The sequence below is a fragment of the Bradyrhizobium arachidis genome (genome assembly GCF_024758505.1).
GTDB classification, from domain to species: domain Bacteria; phylum Pseudomonadota; class Alphaproteobacteria; order Rhizobiales; family Xanthobacteraceae; genus Bradyrhizobium; species Bradyrhizobium manausense_C.
In genome coordinates, this window is sequence record NZ_CP077970.1 from 8,248,055 (window position 1) to 8,261,934 (window position 13,880).

The 13,880-nt window shown below is 60.7% G+C and carries 14 protein-coding genes and 1 pseudogene; 7 read left to right on the forward strand and 8 right to left on the reverse strand.

What is annotated here, in order from left to right:
- Positions 1-12: 12 nt before the first annotated feature.
- The gene (locus tag KUF59_RS38255) at positions 13-1,131 is read right to left on the reverse strand and encodes a S1 family peptidase (protein ID WP_258767905.1); all 1,119 of its coding nucleotides are present in this window, start codon (positions 1,129-1,131) and stop codon (positions 13-15) included.
- 1,209 nt (positions 1,132-2,340) lie between these two features.
- Here KUF59_RS38255 and KUF59_RS38260 point away from each other — a divergent pair.
- The 3 genes from KUF59_RS38260 to KUF59_RS38270 all read left to right on the forward strand — a co-directional run bounded on the left by KUF59_RS38260 (position 2,341) and on the right by KUF59_RS38270 (position 4,007).
- Complete coding sequence (locus KUF59_RS38260) at positions 2,341-2,733, forward strand: hypothetical protein (protein ID WP_258767906.1); 393 nt, start codon at positions 2,341-2,343, stop codon at positions 2,731-2,733.
- Complete coding sequence (locus KUF59_RS38265) at positions 2,700-3,110, forward strand: hypothetical protein (protein WP_258767907.1); 411 nt, start codon at positions 2,700-2,702, stop codon at positions 3,108-3,110. The genes KUF59_RS38260 and KUF59_RS38265 overlap by 34 nt, the downstream gene beginning before the upstream one ends.
- A gap of 528 nt (positions 3,111-3,638) precedes the next feature.
- Positions 3,639-4,007: a hypothetical protein gene (locus tag KUF59_RS38270; RefSeq protein ID WP_258767908.1), complete on the forward strand. Its 369-nt coding sequence runs from the start codon at positions 3,639-3,641 to the stop codon at positions 4,005-4,007.
- Here KUF59_RS38270 and KUF59_RS38275 read toward each other — a convergent pair.
- From KUF59_RS38275 to KUF59_RS38285, 3 genes and pseudogenes are all read right to left on the reverse strand, one after another.
- Complete coding sequence (locus tag KUF59_RS38275; protein ID WP_258767909.1) at positions 3,952-5,283, reverse strand: tyrosine-type recombinase/integrase; 1,332 nt, start codon at positions 5,281-5,283, stop codon at positions 3,952-3,954. The genes KUF59_RS38270 and KUF59_RS38275 overlap by 56 nt on opposite strands.
- A 329-nt stretch (positions 5,284-5,612) precedes the next feature.
- A pseudogene (locus KUF59_RS38280) lies at positions 5,613-5,834 on the reverse strand (GreA/GreB family elongation factor); the annotation flags it as partial.
- 165 nt (positions 5,835-5,999) lie between these two features.
- Complete coding sequence (locus tag KUF59_RS38285; protein WP_212461989.1) at positions 6,000-6,452, reverse strand: hypothetical protein; 453 nt, start codon at positions 6,450-6,452, stop codon at positions 6,000-6,002.
- A 1,328-nt stretch (positions 6,453-7,780) separates the two neighbouring features.
- Between KUF59_RS38285 and KUF59_RS38290 the strand changes: the two genes are divergently transcribed.
- Positions 7,781-8,119, forward strand: a complete 339-nt coding sequence (locus KUF59_RS38290; protein ID WP_212461988.1) for a hypothetical protein — start codon at positions 7,781-7,783, stop codon at positions 8,117-8,119.
- A 44-nt stretch (positions 8,120-8,163) separates the two neighbouring features.
- Here the strand turns inward: KUF59_RS38290 and KUF59_RS38295 are convergent, their stop codons facing one another.
- Together KUF59_RS38295 and KUF59_RS38300 are read right to left on the reverse strand one after the other, a co-directional pair.
- On the reverse strand, positions 8,164-8,571 hold the full coding sequence (locus KUF59_RS38295; RefSeq protein ID WP_212461987.1) for a hypothetical protein: 408 nt from the start codon (positions 8,569-8,571) through the stop codon (positions 8,164-8,166).
- Positions 8,572-8,792: 221 nt separating this feature from the next.
- On the reverse strand, positions 8,793-9,161 hold the full coding sequence (locus tag KUF59_RS38300) for a hypothetical protein (RefSeq protein ID WP_212461986.1): 369 nt from the start codon (positions 9,159-9,161) through the stop codon (positions 8,793-8,795).
- 361 nt (positions 9,162-9,522) lie between these two features.
- Here KUF59_RS38300 and KUF59_RS38305 point away from each other — a divergent pair, with 361 nt between their 5' ends.
- Positions 9,523-9,765: a DUF3551 domain-containing protein gene (locus tag KUF59_RS38305; RefSeq protein WP_212461985.1), complete on the forward strand. Its 243-nt coding sequence runs from the start codon at positions 9,523-9,525 to the stop codon at positions 9,763-9,765.
- Between the two features lie 216 nt (positions 9,766-9,981).
- On the opposite strand, the gene KUF59_RS38310 is transcribed toward KUF59_RS38305, so the two are convergent.
- Both KUF59_RS38310 and KUF59_RS38315 read right to left on the reverse strand, forming a co-directional pair.
- Positions 9,982-10,500, reverse strand: a complete 519-nt coding sequence (locus KUF59_RS38310; RefSeq protein ID WP_212461984.1) for a hypothetical protein — start codon at positions 10,498-10,500, stop codon at positions 9,982-9,984.
- 56 nt (positions 10,501-10,556) lie between these two features.
- A complete protein-coding gene (locus KUF59_RS38315; RefSeq protein WP_212461983.1) occupies positions 10,557-12,104 on the reverse strand; it encodes an acetolactate synthase large subunit in 1,548 nt (515 codons plus the stop codon).
- A 270-nt stretch (positions 12,105-12,374) separates the two neighbouring features.
- Here KUF59_RS38315 and KUF59_RS38320 point away from each other — a divergent pair, with 270 nt between their 5' ends.
- Together KUF59_RS38320 and KUF59_RS38325 are read left to right on the forward strand one after the other, a co-directional pair.
- Positions 12,375-12,950 carry a L,D-transpeptidase gene (locus KUF59_RS38320; RefSeq protein ID WP_212461982.1) on the forward strand — a complete coding sequence of 192 codons (576 nt, stop codon included), beginning with the start codon at positions 12,375-12,377 and terminating at the stop codon, positions 12,948-12,950.
- Between the two features lie 83 nt (positions 12,951-13,033).
- Positions 13,034-13,849 carry a DUF2927 domain-containing protein gene (locus KUF59_RS38325; RefSeq protein WP_212461981.1) on the forward strand — a complete coding sequence of 272 codons (816 nt, stop codon included), beginning with the start codon at positions 13,034-13,036 and terminating at the stop codon, positions 13,847-13,849.
- The last annotated feature ends 31 nt before the right edge of the window (positions 13,850-13,880 follow it).

A 13,880-nucleotide genomic window follows, 5' to 3' on the forward strand; every position in this document is an offset into this window, starting at 1 on the left:
CTGCCATTTCCGTTACTGGAATCCAACGGTTGAGAGCAAAGAGCGCGCAAAGCTAATCGGAACGGCAACTGCGCCGCTAAGGTCTTGCCGGTTTCCAATAACTATCGCAACAACCTCACCGCTTTTTCCAAATATGGGGCTTCCCGCGAAACCTGCGTTCAATGCAGTTGATAGAGCTATCTTGCCCGCGTCCTCGTTTAGCGACGTAACAATTCCTGATGCGATGGCCGAATCCAAACCCGTGGGGTATCCGAGCGCAAATACGGGATCCGCCGTTTGGAGCTGTTCACGTGATACTGTGATTGGAGCAAAGCCAGTATTTCCGCTTAACTTTATGAGCGCGATATTTAACTCTCGGTCGATCTTCACCATTTGGGCAGGAAGGCGCGGAGAGTCTTTCGATCGCAACGCGACCTCAATTTTTCTGGATTGAAGCGTGTCTGGGAACAAATGAGCAGCCGTAAGCGCATATCCGTCCTTACTTACGACGAAGCACGTTCCCTGCAGCTGGATTGTCGTCCCATTGGTCTCCATACCGGTTACCGAAATGAGCCCAACTGCCGCCATCGAGTCCCTGTATAGATCCGCCGGTGTTTTTGCTTTTTCCGTTGTTGGCGGAGGTGACGACGGATAGGCATCCTCACTCATGTTCGCGATCTTGTTCTTGGGGTCGCTGATGAAGTCTGCCGCAAGAAAGAATTTCAAATTTCTGATCTGGTCTTCTCGGCGCGGAGCTTCAGTCGCTTTGAGGATTAGCGTCGTTTCAAATTTTGCGCGATCGAGCCTCTCGGCCGCATCCTGCTTCTGCTTTTCGAGAGCGATATCCCCTCGAACTTTCAGCTCCTGAATCGCGATCTGAGACGCGTTTCGTCCGGCTTCAACGTCGCGCGCTGAAAAACTCTGTATTAGCCCACCAAGAATCGCGCTCAGCACGGCCAGCGCTGCACCGGCCACGGTCGCCTGTGCGGACGTAAATCTAATGCCGCGCCCTTGAGCAAGCTCAAGCTCTCTTTGCTTAAGAGCGCGGTCTTCTCGCCGCTCCTTAAGTTCAAGAAGCCGGTATCGCCGATCAAATCTGGCCTGGCGTTCCGCTTCCTTGGGGTCGACGCTACTCTTGCCCTTCTGGTTCATCCCCCGCTCCGGTCTTCCGATACTCGCACAATAACGTCATTTCTCCGGTGCTCGCAATGGTTGGCGGGGCGCTGGGTCGCTCCATCCGTTCTCAATTGTTTATTTGGGTTGGTCAGCTCTGGAGGTCTGAAATCACTCTCACCGTTTCCCTCAAAAGACGTTTCTAAACCGCTTTCCGCTCGTCCTTCTGATGCGGTCTTCGCGCTTTCGCCAGCTTCATAGCGGCAAGTGGCAAGCACTCTTCATCCGTTTCAGCCGCAAGCGGTGCAGCCCGCTGCCGACTGCGCAGGGCGGTACTCAAGAAGGCCGCGGCAGTCGCGACCGGAACGATGGAGGAAACAATGAGAGTGCTGTCAAACTTCGAACTGCAACGCCTGTCGCGCAATGAGCGGCATGAGGCCGAGGCGCTCTCACAGGACTGATTAGCTTTCTCTCAAAACCTTATCAGTTCGCTGTTTGCTGGGCTCGGGCTATTCGTTATAGTGACCGCATCGCCGAAGCTTGTCGCACCAGGCAAACTGATAAGCATATATTCTGTTGCGGCGATCAGCTGAATTGATAGAATCTAGCATTCGGTTTGATCAAGATGGCAGGCAAACAAGCCAAGATACTTTTCTGATCAAGCGGCGCAAGATTTGCTCTTTTTCGCCGATACGACTCGGCACCCGGATAGAAACCGCGTTATTATCTTACTGTCCCTAAAAGCTGGCCTGCGCGCGGCTGAGATTGCTAGGCTGACTTGGGACATGGTCGAGGGCGCCGAAGGCGAAATTGGCTCGACAATAGTAGTGCGGGATAGCGTTGCGAAGTAGCGACACGGCCGCCGCATTCCAGTCCAAGAAGATTTGCGACAAGCGCTGATGTCTTTGCGGCCGTCGTCTCCAGGAAACGGTCCAATCGTGCGATCCGAACGCGGCGGACCGATGACGCCATTGAGCATCGTTGTCTGGTTCAATCGGGCTTTTCAGACGACTGGCCTCAGAGGCTGCTCGTCTCACTCAGGGCGGCGAACCTTCATTACGCGCGCCGCGCGGCTTGTCCACAAGGCAGGCGGCTCCCACGGGACGTGCAGCTATTGGCCGGCCATCGCTCAATTCAGACGACGCAACGATACATCGACGGCGACAGCGACGCTCAACGGAGGTTGGTATCGCTCATCTAGCGAAATCACCGAAACGGCGCCGTGACAGGCCAACGCAAAGTGAGCCGATGGCATTTGCAGTCGACCTGATCAAATCCATTTGCGCGTTCGGCGTCGATCCGGACTTTACTGTCTCAGTTGACGGCACAGGCTCAATCGATTCTCGCTTGGTGTTTGCACTACGAGCGAACAACACGGCAGACCTGTTTGATTGGATGATGGACAGCTTTAGCTTCCAGGGAAGCTCGGATAGTGTCGCGCACTCCTATTTAGATTTGAACGGCAACGCGACCTGGCGGACGATCAAGTCCCGCTTGCCGCTCAACCAACCTGCCCTCTCCTCCCGAGCTATTGGACTTTCGAAGGTTGCCGCTACGATAAGACGAGCAAGTCATGCTCTCAGCCCGACCACATCGCATGTTGCCCCTTGCCGCGTCATCCCTTGCGCAATGGTCGACTGAACCAAACAAGCCTCTATCTGTTTATACGCGATCAGGCAAAATCCGACCTTGTTGGCTGGATAGAAGAACGCCTTAAGGAGATCGGCATTGCAGATAGCCGTGCAAGCCAGGAGGTGCTGATCGGGCCGATGCGGCACATCTTCGGGGTGTCGGACAAGGTCCTGGCGATGACGCTGTCAACCATACTGATGGCCGACCGCGCCAACCGACCGCGATGTTTCGACGTTGGCAGCCAGATGATCGTGGTCGACACGCTCGTACACAACCTCCTGAAACGGACTGGCATCTTGGCTGGATTAGACGCCGCTCACATGTACGGCCCGAAATGTTATCAGCACGGCGGCTGCGCAGAGATTTTGCGCCGTGTGGCCGAATGAGCTCAGGTAGGGCAGGGCGACCGCTCGAAAGTGGCACTGAAAGGCCGGGTATCTCGAAAGATCGCGATACTTCAATGTGAGAGTTTCGCCGCCCCGCGCGAGGACAACGCTTTCCCACCAACCGTCGCGCGGTCCCTCGTGATAGAGAACGAGATGCCCTTCCGCGATGTCATCCCAATTGCGAGGCGGCTTTGCAGCTGGCGTTTCCGTCACGGCAGGGCCCGCATTCGATTTCGCGACCAAAGCGGCGGGTGCCGCAGCCGCCTGAATTTGATCGAAGAGGACCCGCTGATTTAGAGTCAGCTAATCCGCCGCTCTGAACGTCTGATTCCGGTTTCCAAAGTACCGCACCAGAAACGACGTTATCGAACCGCTCCCGCGCTAAAGTTACTCGCCATCCTCGTGGGGACAATTCGTCCTATTTGTACGCCACAGCTACCCAGCCGCAATACCTGTGCTCTAGATCTCTTTCTTGCTCGAAAAGCCTCGATGTTAATGCGTCAGACCGAACATGGTCGGGAAGAAGGCATGGACAGCAAGGACGAAAAGACTAGGATCGAGGCATTTGGGTCGCAAGGCTGCGGGAAGATGCCGCACGCTACGAAGCGCCACCGCAAGAACCGCGGCGTGCCGCCACCAGCGGCTTTCGATATCGATACGCTGCCAGGTAGCTCCAATTTGACTGCTTTAGAGGCGGCCGCGGTCATCCGGCGCACGCCCGGCGCCCTAGAGCAGTGGCGGCGCGATTCGAGCCATCCGCTGAAATGGCGCTACGTTGATGGCCGGCCCCTCTATCGCGTCGATGCGGTGCGCGACTATCTGGCCAAGTGCGATAAGACCACTAAGATACCTCAGCCGCATAATGATCACGGAGACGGCCGAGGAGTTCGGCCTTGATCGGATCAAGCGGATTCGTCCGCTGCAGGCGCACGATTTTGCCGACCCGTTTCGCGTCGACCAACTCCGCAATGTAGTCGTGAGCCGCTTCGAACGCCATTTTTCGGATGATCCACTGTTCGTCGTGATTGTAGACCTGATCGATTCCGCTTGGCCTTTGCCCGACACACAGCCGCTGGATTTCGTTGTCGTAGCCGCAGCGAGACATGACGGTTCGCAAGCTGCGCCTTAGGTCATGCATGGTAAACTTGGCAACACCCGCTTCCTTGACCAGGCGGTTGACCATCTTGGTGAAGCCGGACATCTGGCCGCCGGTCTTTGGTGACGGGAAGACATAGTCTGACGTTGCGCGCTGGAAGTGTTTGGCGACCGCGAGCACCTCGTCCACGAGGTGGGTGCGCGGCACGTCGTGGTGCAGGCCCATCTTGGTCCACGCCGCATCGAAGGTGATACGGTCATCCATGATGTGCTTTTGCCACTTGATCATGGTTGGCTCGCTGCGGCGCGGGCCACCGAGCAGGCACATGCGTGTCAATAGCCCGAAAGCCCCGAGCTTGCCGGATGCTTGCCAGACCTTGATGATCTCCTCATCGGGCAGCGCGCGACCCTTCGTTCGGCGTCCGACCCTTTGCGCGCGGGTTTCCTTGGGCGCGCGATAGCCGGCGAGCACGTTGTGCTCGACATAGCCCTCGCCGACGCACCATTCGAGCAAGGTATGCACGTGCTTGCGCAAGTCCTTGGCTGCACCGCGCTTGCCGGTCTTGGCAATCTTGTCGACCGCAGCCATGATCTGCCGTCGCGTCAGGTCCTCCACGCCGCTCTCGGCGTGATCCTTGAGTCCGCGCCGCAGCGCCGACATTGCTGGCTTCCAGTTGACGACTTGACGTTCGGTCAAGGACATCTGGTAGGGACCATCTTCAACAATGAGGGTCGCGAGCGTGGTGCGCTGTTTCTCGGCTGCCTTTTGCCGCCTCGCCTCGCGCTTCGCGTCGTTCGGGTCCAAGCCCTTGACGACCTCGCCTGCGGCGATGGTGGCGGCCTTGCGCGCGGCCTTCTCATTATATTTGGGCCACGCGCCGAGGGTCTTGCGCTGGGTCCCCCTCACCCCCGGCTTGGTGAAGAAGTAGACCCAGGTCCGGCCGCCGGTGGCGCGCATGCGCAAGGCGAGGCCGGGCAGCTTGTCGTCGTGGAGATAATGCTGTGCCTTACCCGGCGGCAGCGTTGCATTGCGGATCACCGCATCGGTGAGTGTCAGCTGGTTGGCCGGCTCCGTCATGATTTCTTCCCTCTCTCTGTGCCCCGGTATGCCCCGCAAGAAGGGCGGTCAGCCTCGAACAGAACCGGGTCTCAGACCTCCCCCCCGTTTTTGTGCCCCAAGGGAATATCCGCGGCGGGCACAACGGGGGCATACAAAATGTAGTAAGGTCAACTATGGGCTCTTATGGCCGCATAAGACCATAACTCCCATTAATTCAAGGAATTACTACATCTTAACTATGGCCGGATTTGGTTAGCTCGGGTCTACGGATTGTGGTTCACACGGGAGAGGTCCAAGGTTCGATCCCTTGTGCGCCCACCATTCAAAGCCGCCGCACGCGCGCGCCATTACGCGATCGACAAAATCTCGATCTCCCGATTGCCCGCAGCGACGACGCCTCCGACCGCCTTCCCGATCAGCGATTTCGCGACCGGAGACACGAAGGAGATCGACCCGGCCTTCGGATCGGCTTCATCCACCCCGACGATGCGATAGGTCTGCACGCGACCATCGGCTCGGCTGAACGTCACCGTGCTGCCAAAGGCGACCGTCTCGGTCGACGTCGGACTGAGGGACAAGCGCGATGAGATTAGGATGAATCGTCATCGCGCTTTAGGTTATTGTTTGAGCATGATCTCCGCGCAAACGCGTTCCGCGTTTGTCGCGAGGGAAACCGCTTCACACTTTGCGCTAACGCGGCCCTTCGGGTCCGGATCATGCTCTAGATACCGCGATCAAAGATTCTTGTTGAGGTAATCACGAACCAGCAGCTTGTTTTGATTCGGCGTGAGACTGAAAAAGAACTTCACTGTTCCTTCGCCGTCCAGGGTCACCGATGGGGTGGACGCGCCACCGCAGGTCAGCGCCTTCACTTTTGCGCTCAAGGCTTCCTTGCCGAGAGAATCCGAGCAAATATCCTCCATCGCAGCCAGGGCCGCGGTACACCACGAGACGACGTTCTGGCTGGCGATCTGCGCGGAGTCGAAGCCGCTCCAGTCAAAGCCCGTCTTCAAACGCGTGCCACAGGCGCGGTCCGTGAGCTCGGCGGCATGCCCCAGCTCAGCTTCGCGTGAAGCGTGCATCCGCCGATCTTCCAACGATTCCGCCGCCGCGATGCGTACCCCAAGGCAGCTAAGCGCGAGCGCAAGCGCCGACCACTTCAGGCCACGGATCATTAGTCTATGCATTGAGTTTCTCCCTTGCATTCGTGCAACTGGCATTGCGTTACACCGATTAAAGCTCAGACGTTCATCCAATGGCTGGCTAATCGATCGCTGCCAGCACTCGCCGTTGCCTGTCGGCAAGAGCTGTATCGCCAAGCTTGGTCGCAAGTCGCCCTTTTCGGGTTCGAATAGCAGCAAGGCTGCCAGCGGATTTGATGTTGAGAAGGCTGCCTCCGCGGAAACACGAATCAACAGCTCTCGACGTCCCGCAAAGCGTAGGGCCTACTTTCCGCCTTCCCGCGGACGGTCGATTCCGTCTTCATGACCCAGAGCGTGAAGACCCGTGCTGTGTCGGTCGGATTGGCGTACCAGTTCGGCGGACCGGCGAACGTCGGCTCCGGGTCAACGACTTGCGCGTCGAGTACGGTATCCGCTTCACACGGGAGCGGTCCAAGGTTCGATCCCTTGTGCGCCCACCATTCCTTCCCGAACCATTTTGGTTGCAGACGATCATCGATGCCAGACGGCCGTTCGTGCCAGTGCAGCCTGACGCGGCCGTAAGCTGTTGCACAAACGTGCGAAAGCGGGATGAGATCGGGTTCTGCCCTGGGCCCTTGGTGACCCGTCGTACCAAAGCATCGAAACAACCCCATGCACAGTAGCCGATGGGGTCGGCCTGAGTGACTGCGCTTTTTCCGAAAATCACTTGACACGTCGGGCAAATCGGTGGCATGATGCCATCATCGGCAGCGCGTGCCTCATCGGCTTCCTCAAACGGACGTTTGCTCGCGTACCGGCCGCGCACCCGGCGCCTCGGCCACAAGAACTCTCCGTCGAGCGCGCAAAACCAAATTCGCACGCCATTCCCTGACCGACCAACCAATACCCAACGCGCACCAGGCACGGCTCCGATCCGCTTCCGAACACCCGGCGCGACCGTTGCGAGCAGCACAAGGGCGCGAGGTATGGGGACCAGGCGCCCTTGCACCTCTCCAATCGTCAGTTGCTCAAGGGTGTGAGTTCTTGGGGATCGCTTGGCCGCTGACGAACGCCGGATTACCGGGTCGAATCACTAGAACAATCTAATGTTGTGATTGAGGCAATATTCAATTTGGCACAAACTGCACATGCCGCCGGCCCGATTTGGTGGCATCTCCCACCTATGGGCGATGATGTGTTGTTCCGTAGGGTAGCCGTCGCGTTGGGACTGCCGGTGGTCCTCACGGCACGAGAGCCTTTTCCGTTCCGATGGAATCGGAACGGGGCTCTAGATTCTTGTTCTGACGCGTTTTCCTTACGCGAACCGGTCTCCACTTCGCTGGAAAACGCTCTAGCTGGTTTGCGCTGACGAGATGCGCGACCCCATTGCCGTTGCTACCATTGTTGATGCGTTGCGACAGGCCAACGGCGACAGCCGCACGCGGCTGCTTCTCCGGGAGGGAATGACTCTTGAGACTCTGATCGATGCCTTGCTGCGTGCTCCAGTGAGTGAGCGTGACGCAGCGAGGCTGATGACATTCGCGCTGGAGTCGGGCGATTTCGAAGTCACTCCGGACTTCACCAGCCGCCCCTCACATCTCAAGTTCATCTACGATCCGCCCAACTCCCTCCGTGTGGTCGATATTGTCATGCTGACGGAATCGCGCACATTTTCGAGCGACGATATTTGGCTGCGCCTGCGAGACGTCTAGTCACAGCGCGAGCGTGACTAGGCTGTCCGGCCCGGCACCGGGCCTCACCCGCGTTTCTTTGCCGCCTTCTTGGCCGATTTCTTGGCCTTCTTCGTCACTTTCTTCTTTGCAGCCTTCTTGGCCTTCAGCGCGCCGGGCTTGTGCTTGACCAGGCTGAATGCCGCCACGAGCGCATCTGCTCTGGCGGCTGCGGCGCCAGGCAGGTCCGTCACAGTGACCGTCGCGGAGAACGGCTCGTCGCCTGGATTTTTCCGGAAGACATGAAAGCGCGTGCGAGTCATCTTCGGGACGACGGTGCCGTCGCCCTTGAACAGTTCGGCTGTGTCATCCTTGGTGATGATGTGAACGTAAACGTCGGGAGCGCTCGTGTCGGAGCAAATGACCGAGCTGTCCTTGACCAATCCTCTGACGACTTCGCGGTGATCCTGATCGATCTGAATGATTTCGCTCATGGGCAATGACCTTTGGCTGCAATGAGATGGTCGCGTGCGCGAGCATCAAAGCGCAACCAAAGGCTGATGACAAGGGGTCAGCCTGCCGCGTGCGGCATGAGCAGGGCCGTCGGCCGTCACCACCTTGCTGAAACGAAACGGCGCGGATTGCGCGCTCCCTCATGGCTCGCCAACTTCCTGGAGAAGCAAGGCGAGCCCGGCCCGCTCGTTTCCATAAGCCTCTACTGCTTATCGAACGGGATGTACTGCTGGTACTGCTTCGGCACCGAAGAGCGGTAGCGCGACGGCACCGTACCGGAGTCGATGGAATGATCGATCTCCTGCTGGCGGGTCATCTTTTTCTTCGCCGGCTTCTTGTCGGCGGACTTCTTCGTATCCGTGGTCGTGGTCGTCGTGGTGTTGGTTGCGGCCGGCGCCGTGCCGGTGGTCGTGGTGGCGGCAGGAGCCGTCGTTGCCGCAGGCGCGGTCGTCGTCGCAGCCGGAGCCGCCGTGGTGCCGCCGGTGGCCGGTGTTCCCTGGGCCAGTGCGATCGGGGTCTGCAACATCAGCGCAAGCGCTGCAGCGGCAGCAAGCAAATATGACTTTTGCATCAGAACCTCCAAAGTGCCTGATCCGAATGGCGGAAGCGTAATCCCGCTCGTTGAACGGGTGCAAGCCTCGCCACCTCAGAGTTTCCATTCCGATAGAATCGGAATGGAAACTCCAGATCCTTGTATTGACGCGTTTCGCGACGCGAACCGGGGTCCACTTCGCTGGAAAACGCTTTTAGACCGGACGCCGCGGGCAAACTGTGGCCGACGTCACATAGCGAGGCACGGATGCGGCATCAGGATCCAGCAGTTCGAACGCGTTCCGGTGTGCCCGTACCAACCACGGGTCACCACCGCGCCGCCGGGACCACCGACGGCCGACCGCACATTGCCTCGTCAACCGCTTCTACAGGAGACCGAGATGCGTCGCCTCATTCCCGTTCTGGCATCGCTCGCCACGCTTGCCACTGTTGATGTCTCGGCGCAGGCGCAGGCCCAGCCCGCCGCCAATGATCACTACTGCCTGCAAGGCCGCCAGTGGGGCTACCCCGGCAATTGCCTGTTCACCACCTATCAGCAATGCCAGGCCACAGCCTCCGGCACCGACGCCTATTGCGGCATCAACCCGCGCTACGCGTTCCAGCAGCAGCGGCGGTATTACTGAGACCTTGCGGTCGAGACTCGGACCGCTGCTAGTGCGGGATGGCCTTCTTCGGCATGTCCGTCCCACAAAACTCGTCGTGGCCGGGCATAGCCGTCCGAAGGACGGCGTCGCTTCCGCTCGCCTATGTCCCCGGGCATCCACGTTCTTCGTGCCGCAGAAGAGGTCGTGGATGGCCGGGACAAGCCCGGCCATGACGATGCGGAAGGGGCTCGCGATCTACGGCGACCCGCCCAGCCCCGTCTCCTGCAGCCGCCCGGCGAACCAGGCGGAGAGCACGGGATCGAGCACGCCGCCGACATAGACCTCGGACATCGTGACGTTCTTGCCGGCGAGCACGACCAGCACTCCGATCCAATAGGCGAACCAGATGTGCGGGTCGGTCAGCGCCCTGAGCTTGTGCTGGTCATGCTCGAGCGGAGTGTGATTGGTCGCGTTGCGTACCTCGATGACGAGCAGATTGTTCGGGATCTCGCGCTGATGCACGGCGACGTCGGGATAGATCGACTTTCCCAGGTGGTCGTCGGTGGAGATGATGGTGCCATGCGGCAGGTGCAACGTGCGCTCGCCGAGCCGGTCGTAGTTGCAGTCGACCGACCAGCCCGAAAACTGCTTTTCGAGATAGACGGCGAAGCGGTGGGTCAACGCGCGCTCGCCGACGGCCTTTTCGAACAGGAAGGTTTCATGCGCGTAGAGCTCCCGAAGCGCCTCCACCACCTTGTTCAGCTCGGTCTGCATCGTGCCCCCCGACCCATCGGCGCTTGAGAGTGCGTGGTTGCGCCCGCGAGCTTATCTCACATCTGGACTTCGATCAGCCGCGGTCCCGGCTCGGCTACGGCCTCGGCGAGAGCCTTGTTGAGATCGTCCGCGTTGGTGACGGCGCGGCCCGGCACGCCCATGCCCTTCGCCATCGCCACGAAATCCAGCGTCGGACGATCGAGCCTGAGCATGTCGTTGGCGCGCTGGCCGGGTTCACCGGCGCCGACATTGTCGAATTCGCCGCGCAGGATCTGGTAGATGCGGTTGGCGAACACGATGGTGACGATGTTCAGGTTCTCGCGGGCCTGGGTCCACAGCGACTGGATCGTGTACATCGCGCTGCCGTCGCCGACCATGGTGATCACCTTGCGGTCCGGACACGCGATCGCGGCGCCGATCGAGAGCGGCGTGGAGAAGCCGATCGAGCCGCCCATGTTCTGGAGCCAGTCGTGCGGAGCCGCCGCCGCCGTCGGCGGAAAGAAGCCGCGGCCGGTGGTCAGGGATTCGTCGACCATGATCGCGTTCTCGGGGATGGCGCACGCGATCGCCTGCGCGATCGAGGCGAAGGTCAGCGCGCCGGTCGGCTTGACCAGCTCAGCCAAGGCCTGCGGCTTGACGTCCTTCGCACTCGCCTTCACGGCACCGGCGAGCGCCTCAAGGGCAGCGACCGAATTCTCGCCCCATGTGGTCATGCGATGCACCTCGCAGCCCTCGGGCTTGAGCATGCTCGGCTTGTTCGGATAGGCGAAGAACGCCACCGGATCGTCGGACTCGACCAGCACGATGTGACGGAATTTTGCCAGCATCGGCAGCGCATTCTCGATCACGTAGTGGATGCGGTCGATCGAGAAGCGGCCGCGGCCGCGGGCCATCTTGGGACGGAAGGTCGGGCCCATCACGGTGCAGCCGGTCTTGCCGGCGATGCGCTCGGCGAGCGCCAGACCCTTTTCGCTCAGCGCGCTGCCGGTCATCAGGAGCAGCGTGCCCTCGCCGTCTCCGTGCAGGATTCGTGCGGCCTTCTCGACCGCCTGCGGCGAATAGCTCGCGCGCTGTTGCTCGAGCTGCACCTCGGCGATGCCGTCGGCCTCGTTCCAGGCGGTGTCGGCGGGCAGGATCAGGGTTGCGATCTGCGGCGGCGCGCTCTTGGCAGCGGCAATCGCCGCAGCGCCGTCGGCGGCGACCGATCTGGAATCGGGCGAGGTGCGGACCCAGGACGACATCGGCCGTGCCAGGCCTTCGATGTCTGATGTCAGCGGCGCGTTGTAGCCGATATGGTAGGTCGCGTGCTGGCCGACGATGTTGACGATGCCGGAATTGGCCTTCTTGGCGTTGTGGAGATTGGCAAGGCCGTTGGCGAGCCCAGGGCCGAGATGCAGCAGCGTCGAGGCCGGCGAGCCCTTCATGCGGAAATAGCCGTCGGCCGCACCCGTCACCACGCCTTCGAACAGGCCGAGCACGCAGCGCATGCCCGGCACCTTGTCGAGCGCTGCGACAAAGTGCATCTCGGACGTTCCGGGGTTGGTGAAGCAGACGTCAACGCCACCAGCCACCAGCGTCCGCACCAGGCTTTCCGCACCGTTCATCGTTTTCGCTCCCGTCATCCCGCAACCTGTGGATCCGCCTTTCGATCAGTCATTGTTCGCCGTTTTCGTCAAGCCGATAGCCGGCATTGCTGCCCTGCCCGCACCCGCGATCGGACGGTTTGGCTAATACCGGTTTGACGGCGACGCCCGGTGTGGCCCGGCGGACGCCAATCGCCGGGGAATGCCGTTCTCACGGCCCCGTGGGTTGCGAAACGCCCGCAAATATGGCCTGTGATCCCTGTTGAATCGATTTTTTTGCTGGGGGAAGGAATGATCCGGTTTTTTGCCGCAACCGTTGCCACTGTCGCGGCTCTCACGATTAACGTCGGCGGCGCGTCCGCGGCGGGCATGATCGACTTCACGGGCACCGCCGGGGGCAGCTATCTCGGCGGCGGCGCGAGCCCGATTCCCCGGACCACCGTGATGTACGCCGGCAATTACGCGCCGGGTACGATCGTCGTGAACACCGCCGAGCGGCGGCTCTATCTCGTGCTGGCGAACGGCCAGGCGCTGCGCTACGGCATCGGCGTCGGCCGCGACGGTTTCCGCTGGAGCGGCGTGCACCGCATCAGCGCCAAGAAGGAATGGCCGGACTGGACGCCGCCTTCGCAGATGCTGGCCCGCCGGCCCGACCTGCCCCGCCACATGAAGGGCGGCATCGAAAACCCGCTCGGTGCGCGCGCCATGTATCTGGGATCGACGCTGTACCGGATCCACGGCTCCAACGAGCCTGAGACGATCGGACAGGCTGTGTCCTCCGGCTGCTTCCGCATGACCAATGACGACGTCACCGACCTCTACGGCCGCGTCTCGGTCGGAACCACGGTGGTGGTGCTGAACAGGTAGGCGCATTTGGCGCAGGCGGAACCCGAGGGGCTCCGCCTTGCGGTCTTGTGCGCCGGACGCGAATACGGCAGCGTTGGGTAGCAATGACCGCATTTTGCCCGCCTTCGCTTCTGTCGCGCGCCGCCCTGCTGACGCTGGCGGCGCTGGCCTTCGTAGGCGACATCGTCGCGAACGCCCATGCGGGCGAACTGCCGGCCATCGCGGCGCGGCAGCGCAGCGAACGCAAGATCTTCAGCGACGGCGAGATCGCCGAGGGCTTCCTCAAGACGGCCTTCGGCGCCGAATATCACCTTGCCGGCCGCGTCGACCGCATCCGCAAGTTCGACGCGCCGGTGCGCGTCTTCGCCGATGGTGACCGCGCCGACCGCAAGGCGCAGCTCACCAAGGTGGTGGCCGACGTCGCGAGCCGGGTGCAGCATCTCGACATCGCCATGACCGACAACAGCGAGGCCGCCAATGTGCGGGTCAAGCTGGTGCGTGACCGCGATCTCTACAAAACCCTCTCCACCTTCTACGGCGCCGACAAGGCGCGCGAGATCCGCTCCTCGCTCGATCCGCAATGCCTGTCCGGCTTCCGCAAGAACGAGCGCTTCGAGATCGAGCATTCCGACGTCATCCTGACGGTCGACAATGGCGACTTCGTCTTCCTCGACTGCGCCTATGAGGAGCTGTTGCAATCGCTCGGGCCGATCAACGACACCTCGAGCGTGCCCTGGACCATGTTCAACGACAATGTGTCGATGGGCTATTTCGATGTCTACGACCAGTACATCCTCAATTTGCTCTACGATCCCCGCATCAGGCCAGGCATGACGGTGCAGGAGGTGAAGGCGCTGCTGCCCGAAGTGCTCGCCGACGTGCGGATTTGGGTGAAGCAGGTGAACAACCTGGCGGATTGAGTCGATCCGTATCCGCGAGCGACGCCGGCTG

What these genes read in the sequence shown, in the direction of transcription:
- KUF59_RS38255 (WP_258767905.1), bottom strand. Translation starts at nt 1,131, where the DNA reads ATGAACCAGAAGGGCAAGAGTAGCGTCGACCCCAAGGAAGCGGAACGC.
- KUF59_RS38260 (WP_258767906.1), top strand. Translation starts at nt 2,341, where the DNA reads ATGGCATTTGCAGTCGACCTGATCAAATCCATTTGCGCGTTCGGCGTC.
- KUF59_RS38270 (WP_258767908.1), top strand. Translation starts at nt 3,639, where the DNA reads ATGGACAGCAAGGACGAAAAGACTAGGATCGAGGCATTTGGGTCGCAA.
- KUF59_RS38275 (WP_258767909.1), bottom strand. Translation starts at nt 5,283, where the DNA reads ATGACGGAGCCGGCCAACCAGCTGACACTCACCGATGCGGTGATCCGC.
- KUF59_RS38285 (WP_212461989.1), bottom strand. Translation starts at nt 6,452, where the DNA reads ATGCATAGACTAATGATCCGTGGCCTGAAGTGGTCGGCGCTTGCGCTC.
- KUF59_RS38290 (WP_212461988.1), top strand. Translation starts at nt 7,781, where the DNA reads ATGCGCGACCCCATTGCCGTTGCTACCATTGTTGATGCGTTGCGACAG.
- KUF59_RS38295 (WP_212461987.1), bottom strand. Translation starts at nt 8,571, where the DNA reads ATGAGCGAAATCATTCAGATCGATCAGGATCACCGCGAAGTCGTCAGA.
- KUF59_RS38300 (WP_212461986.1), bottom strand. Translation starts at nt 9,161, where the DNA reads ATGCAAAAGTCATATTTGCTTGCTGCCGCTGCAGCGCTTGCGCTGATG.
- KUF59_RS38305 (WP_212461985.1), top strand. Translation starts at nt 9,523, where the DNA reads ATGCGTCGCCTCATTCCCGTTCTGGCATCGCTCGCCACGCTTGCCACT.
- KUF59_RS38310 (WP_212461984.1), bottom strand. Translation starts at nt 10,500, where the DNA reads ATGCAGACCGAGCTGAACAAGGTGGTGGAGGCGCTTCGGGAGCTCTAC.
- KUF59_RS38315 (WP_212461983.1), bottom strand. Translation starts at nt 12,104, where the DNA reads ATGAACGGTGCGGAAAGCCTGGTGCGGACGCTGGTGGCTGGTGGCGTT.
- KUF59_RS38320 (WP_212461982.1), top strand. Translation starts at nt 12,375, where the DNA reads ATGATCCGGTTTTTTGCCGCAACCGTTGCCACTGTCGCGGCTCTCACG.
- KUF59_RS38325 (WP_212461981.1), top strand. Translation starts at nt 13,034, where the DNA reads ATGACCGCATTTTGCCCGCCTTCGCTTCTGTCGCGCGCCGCCCTGCTG.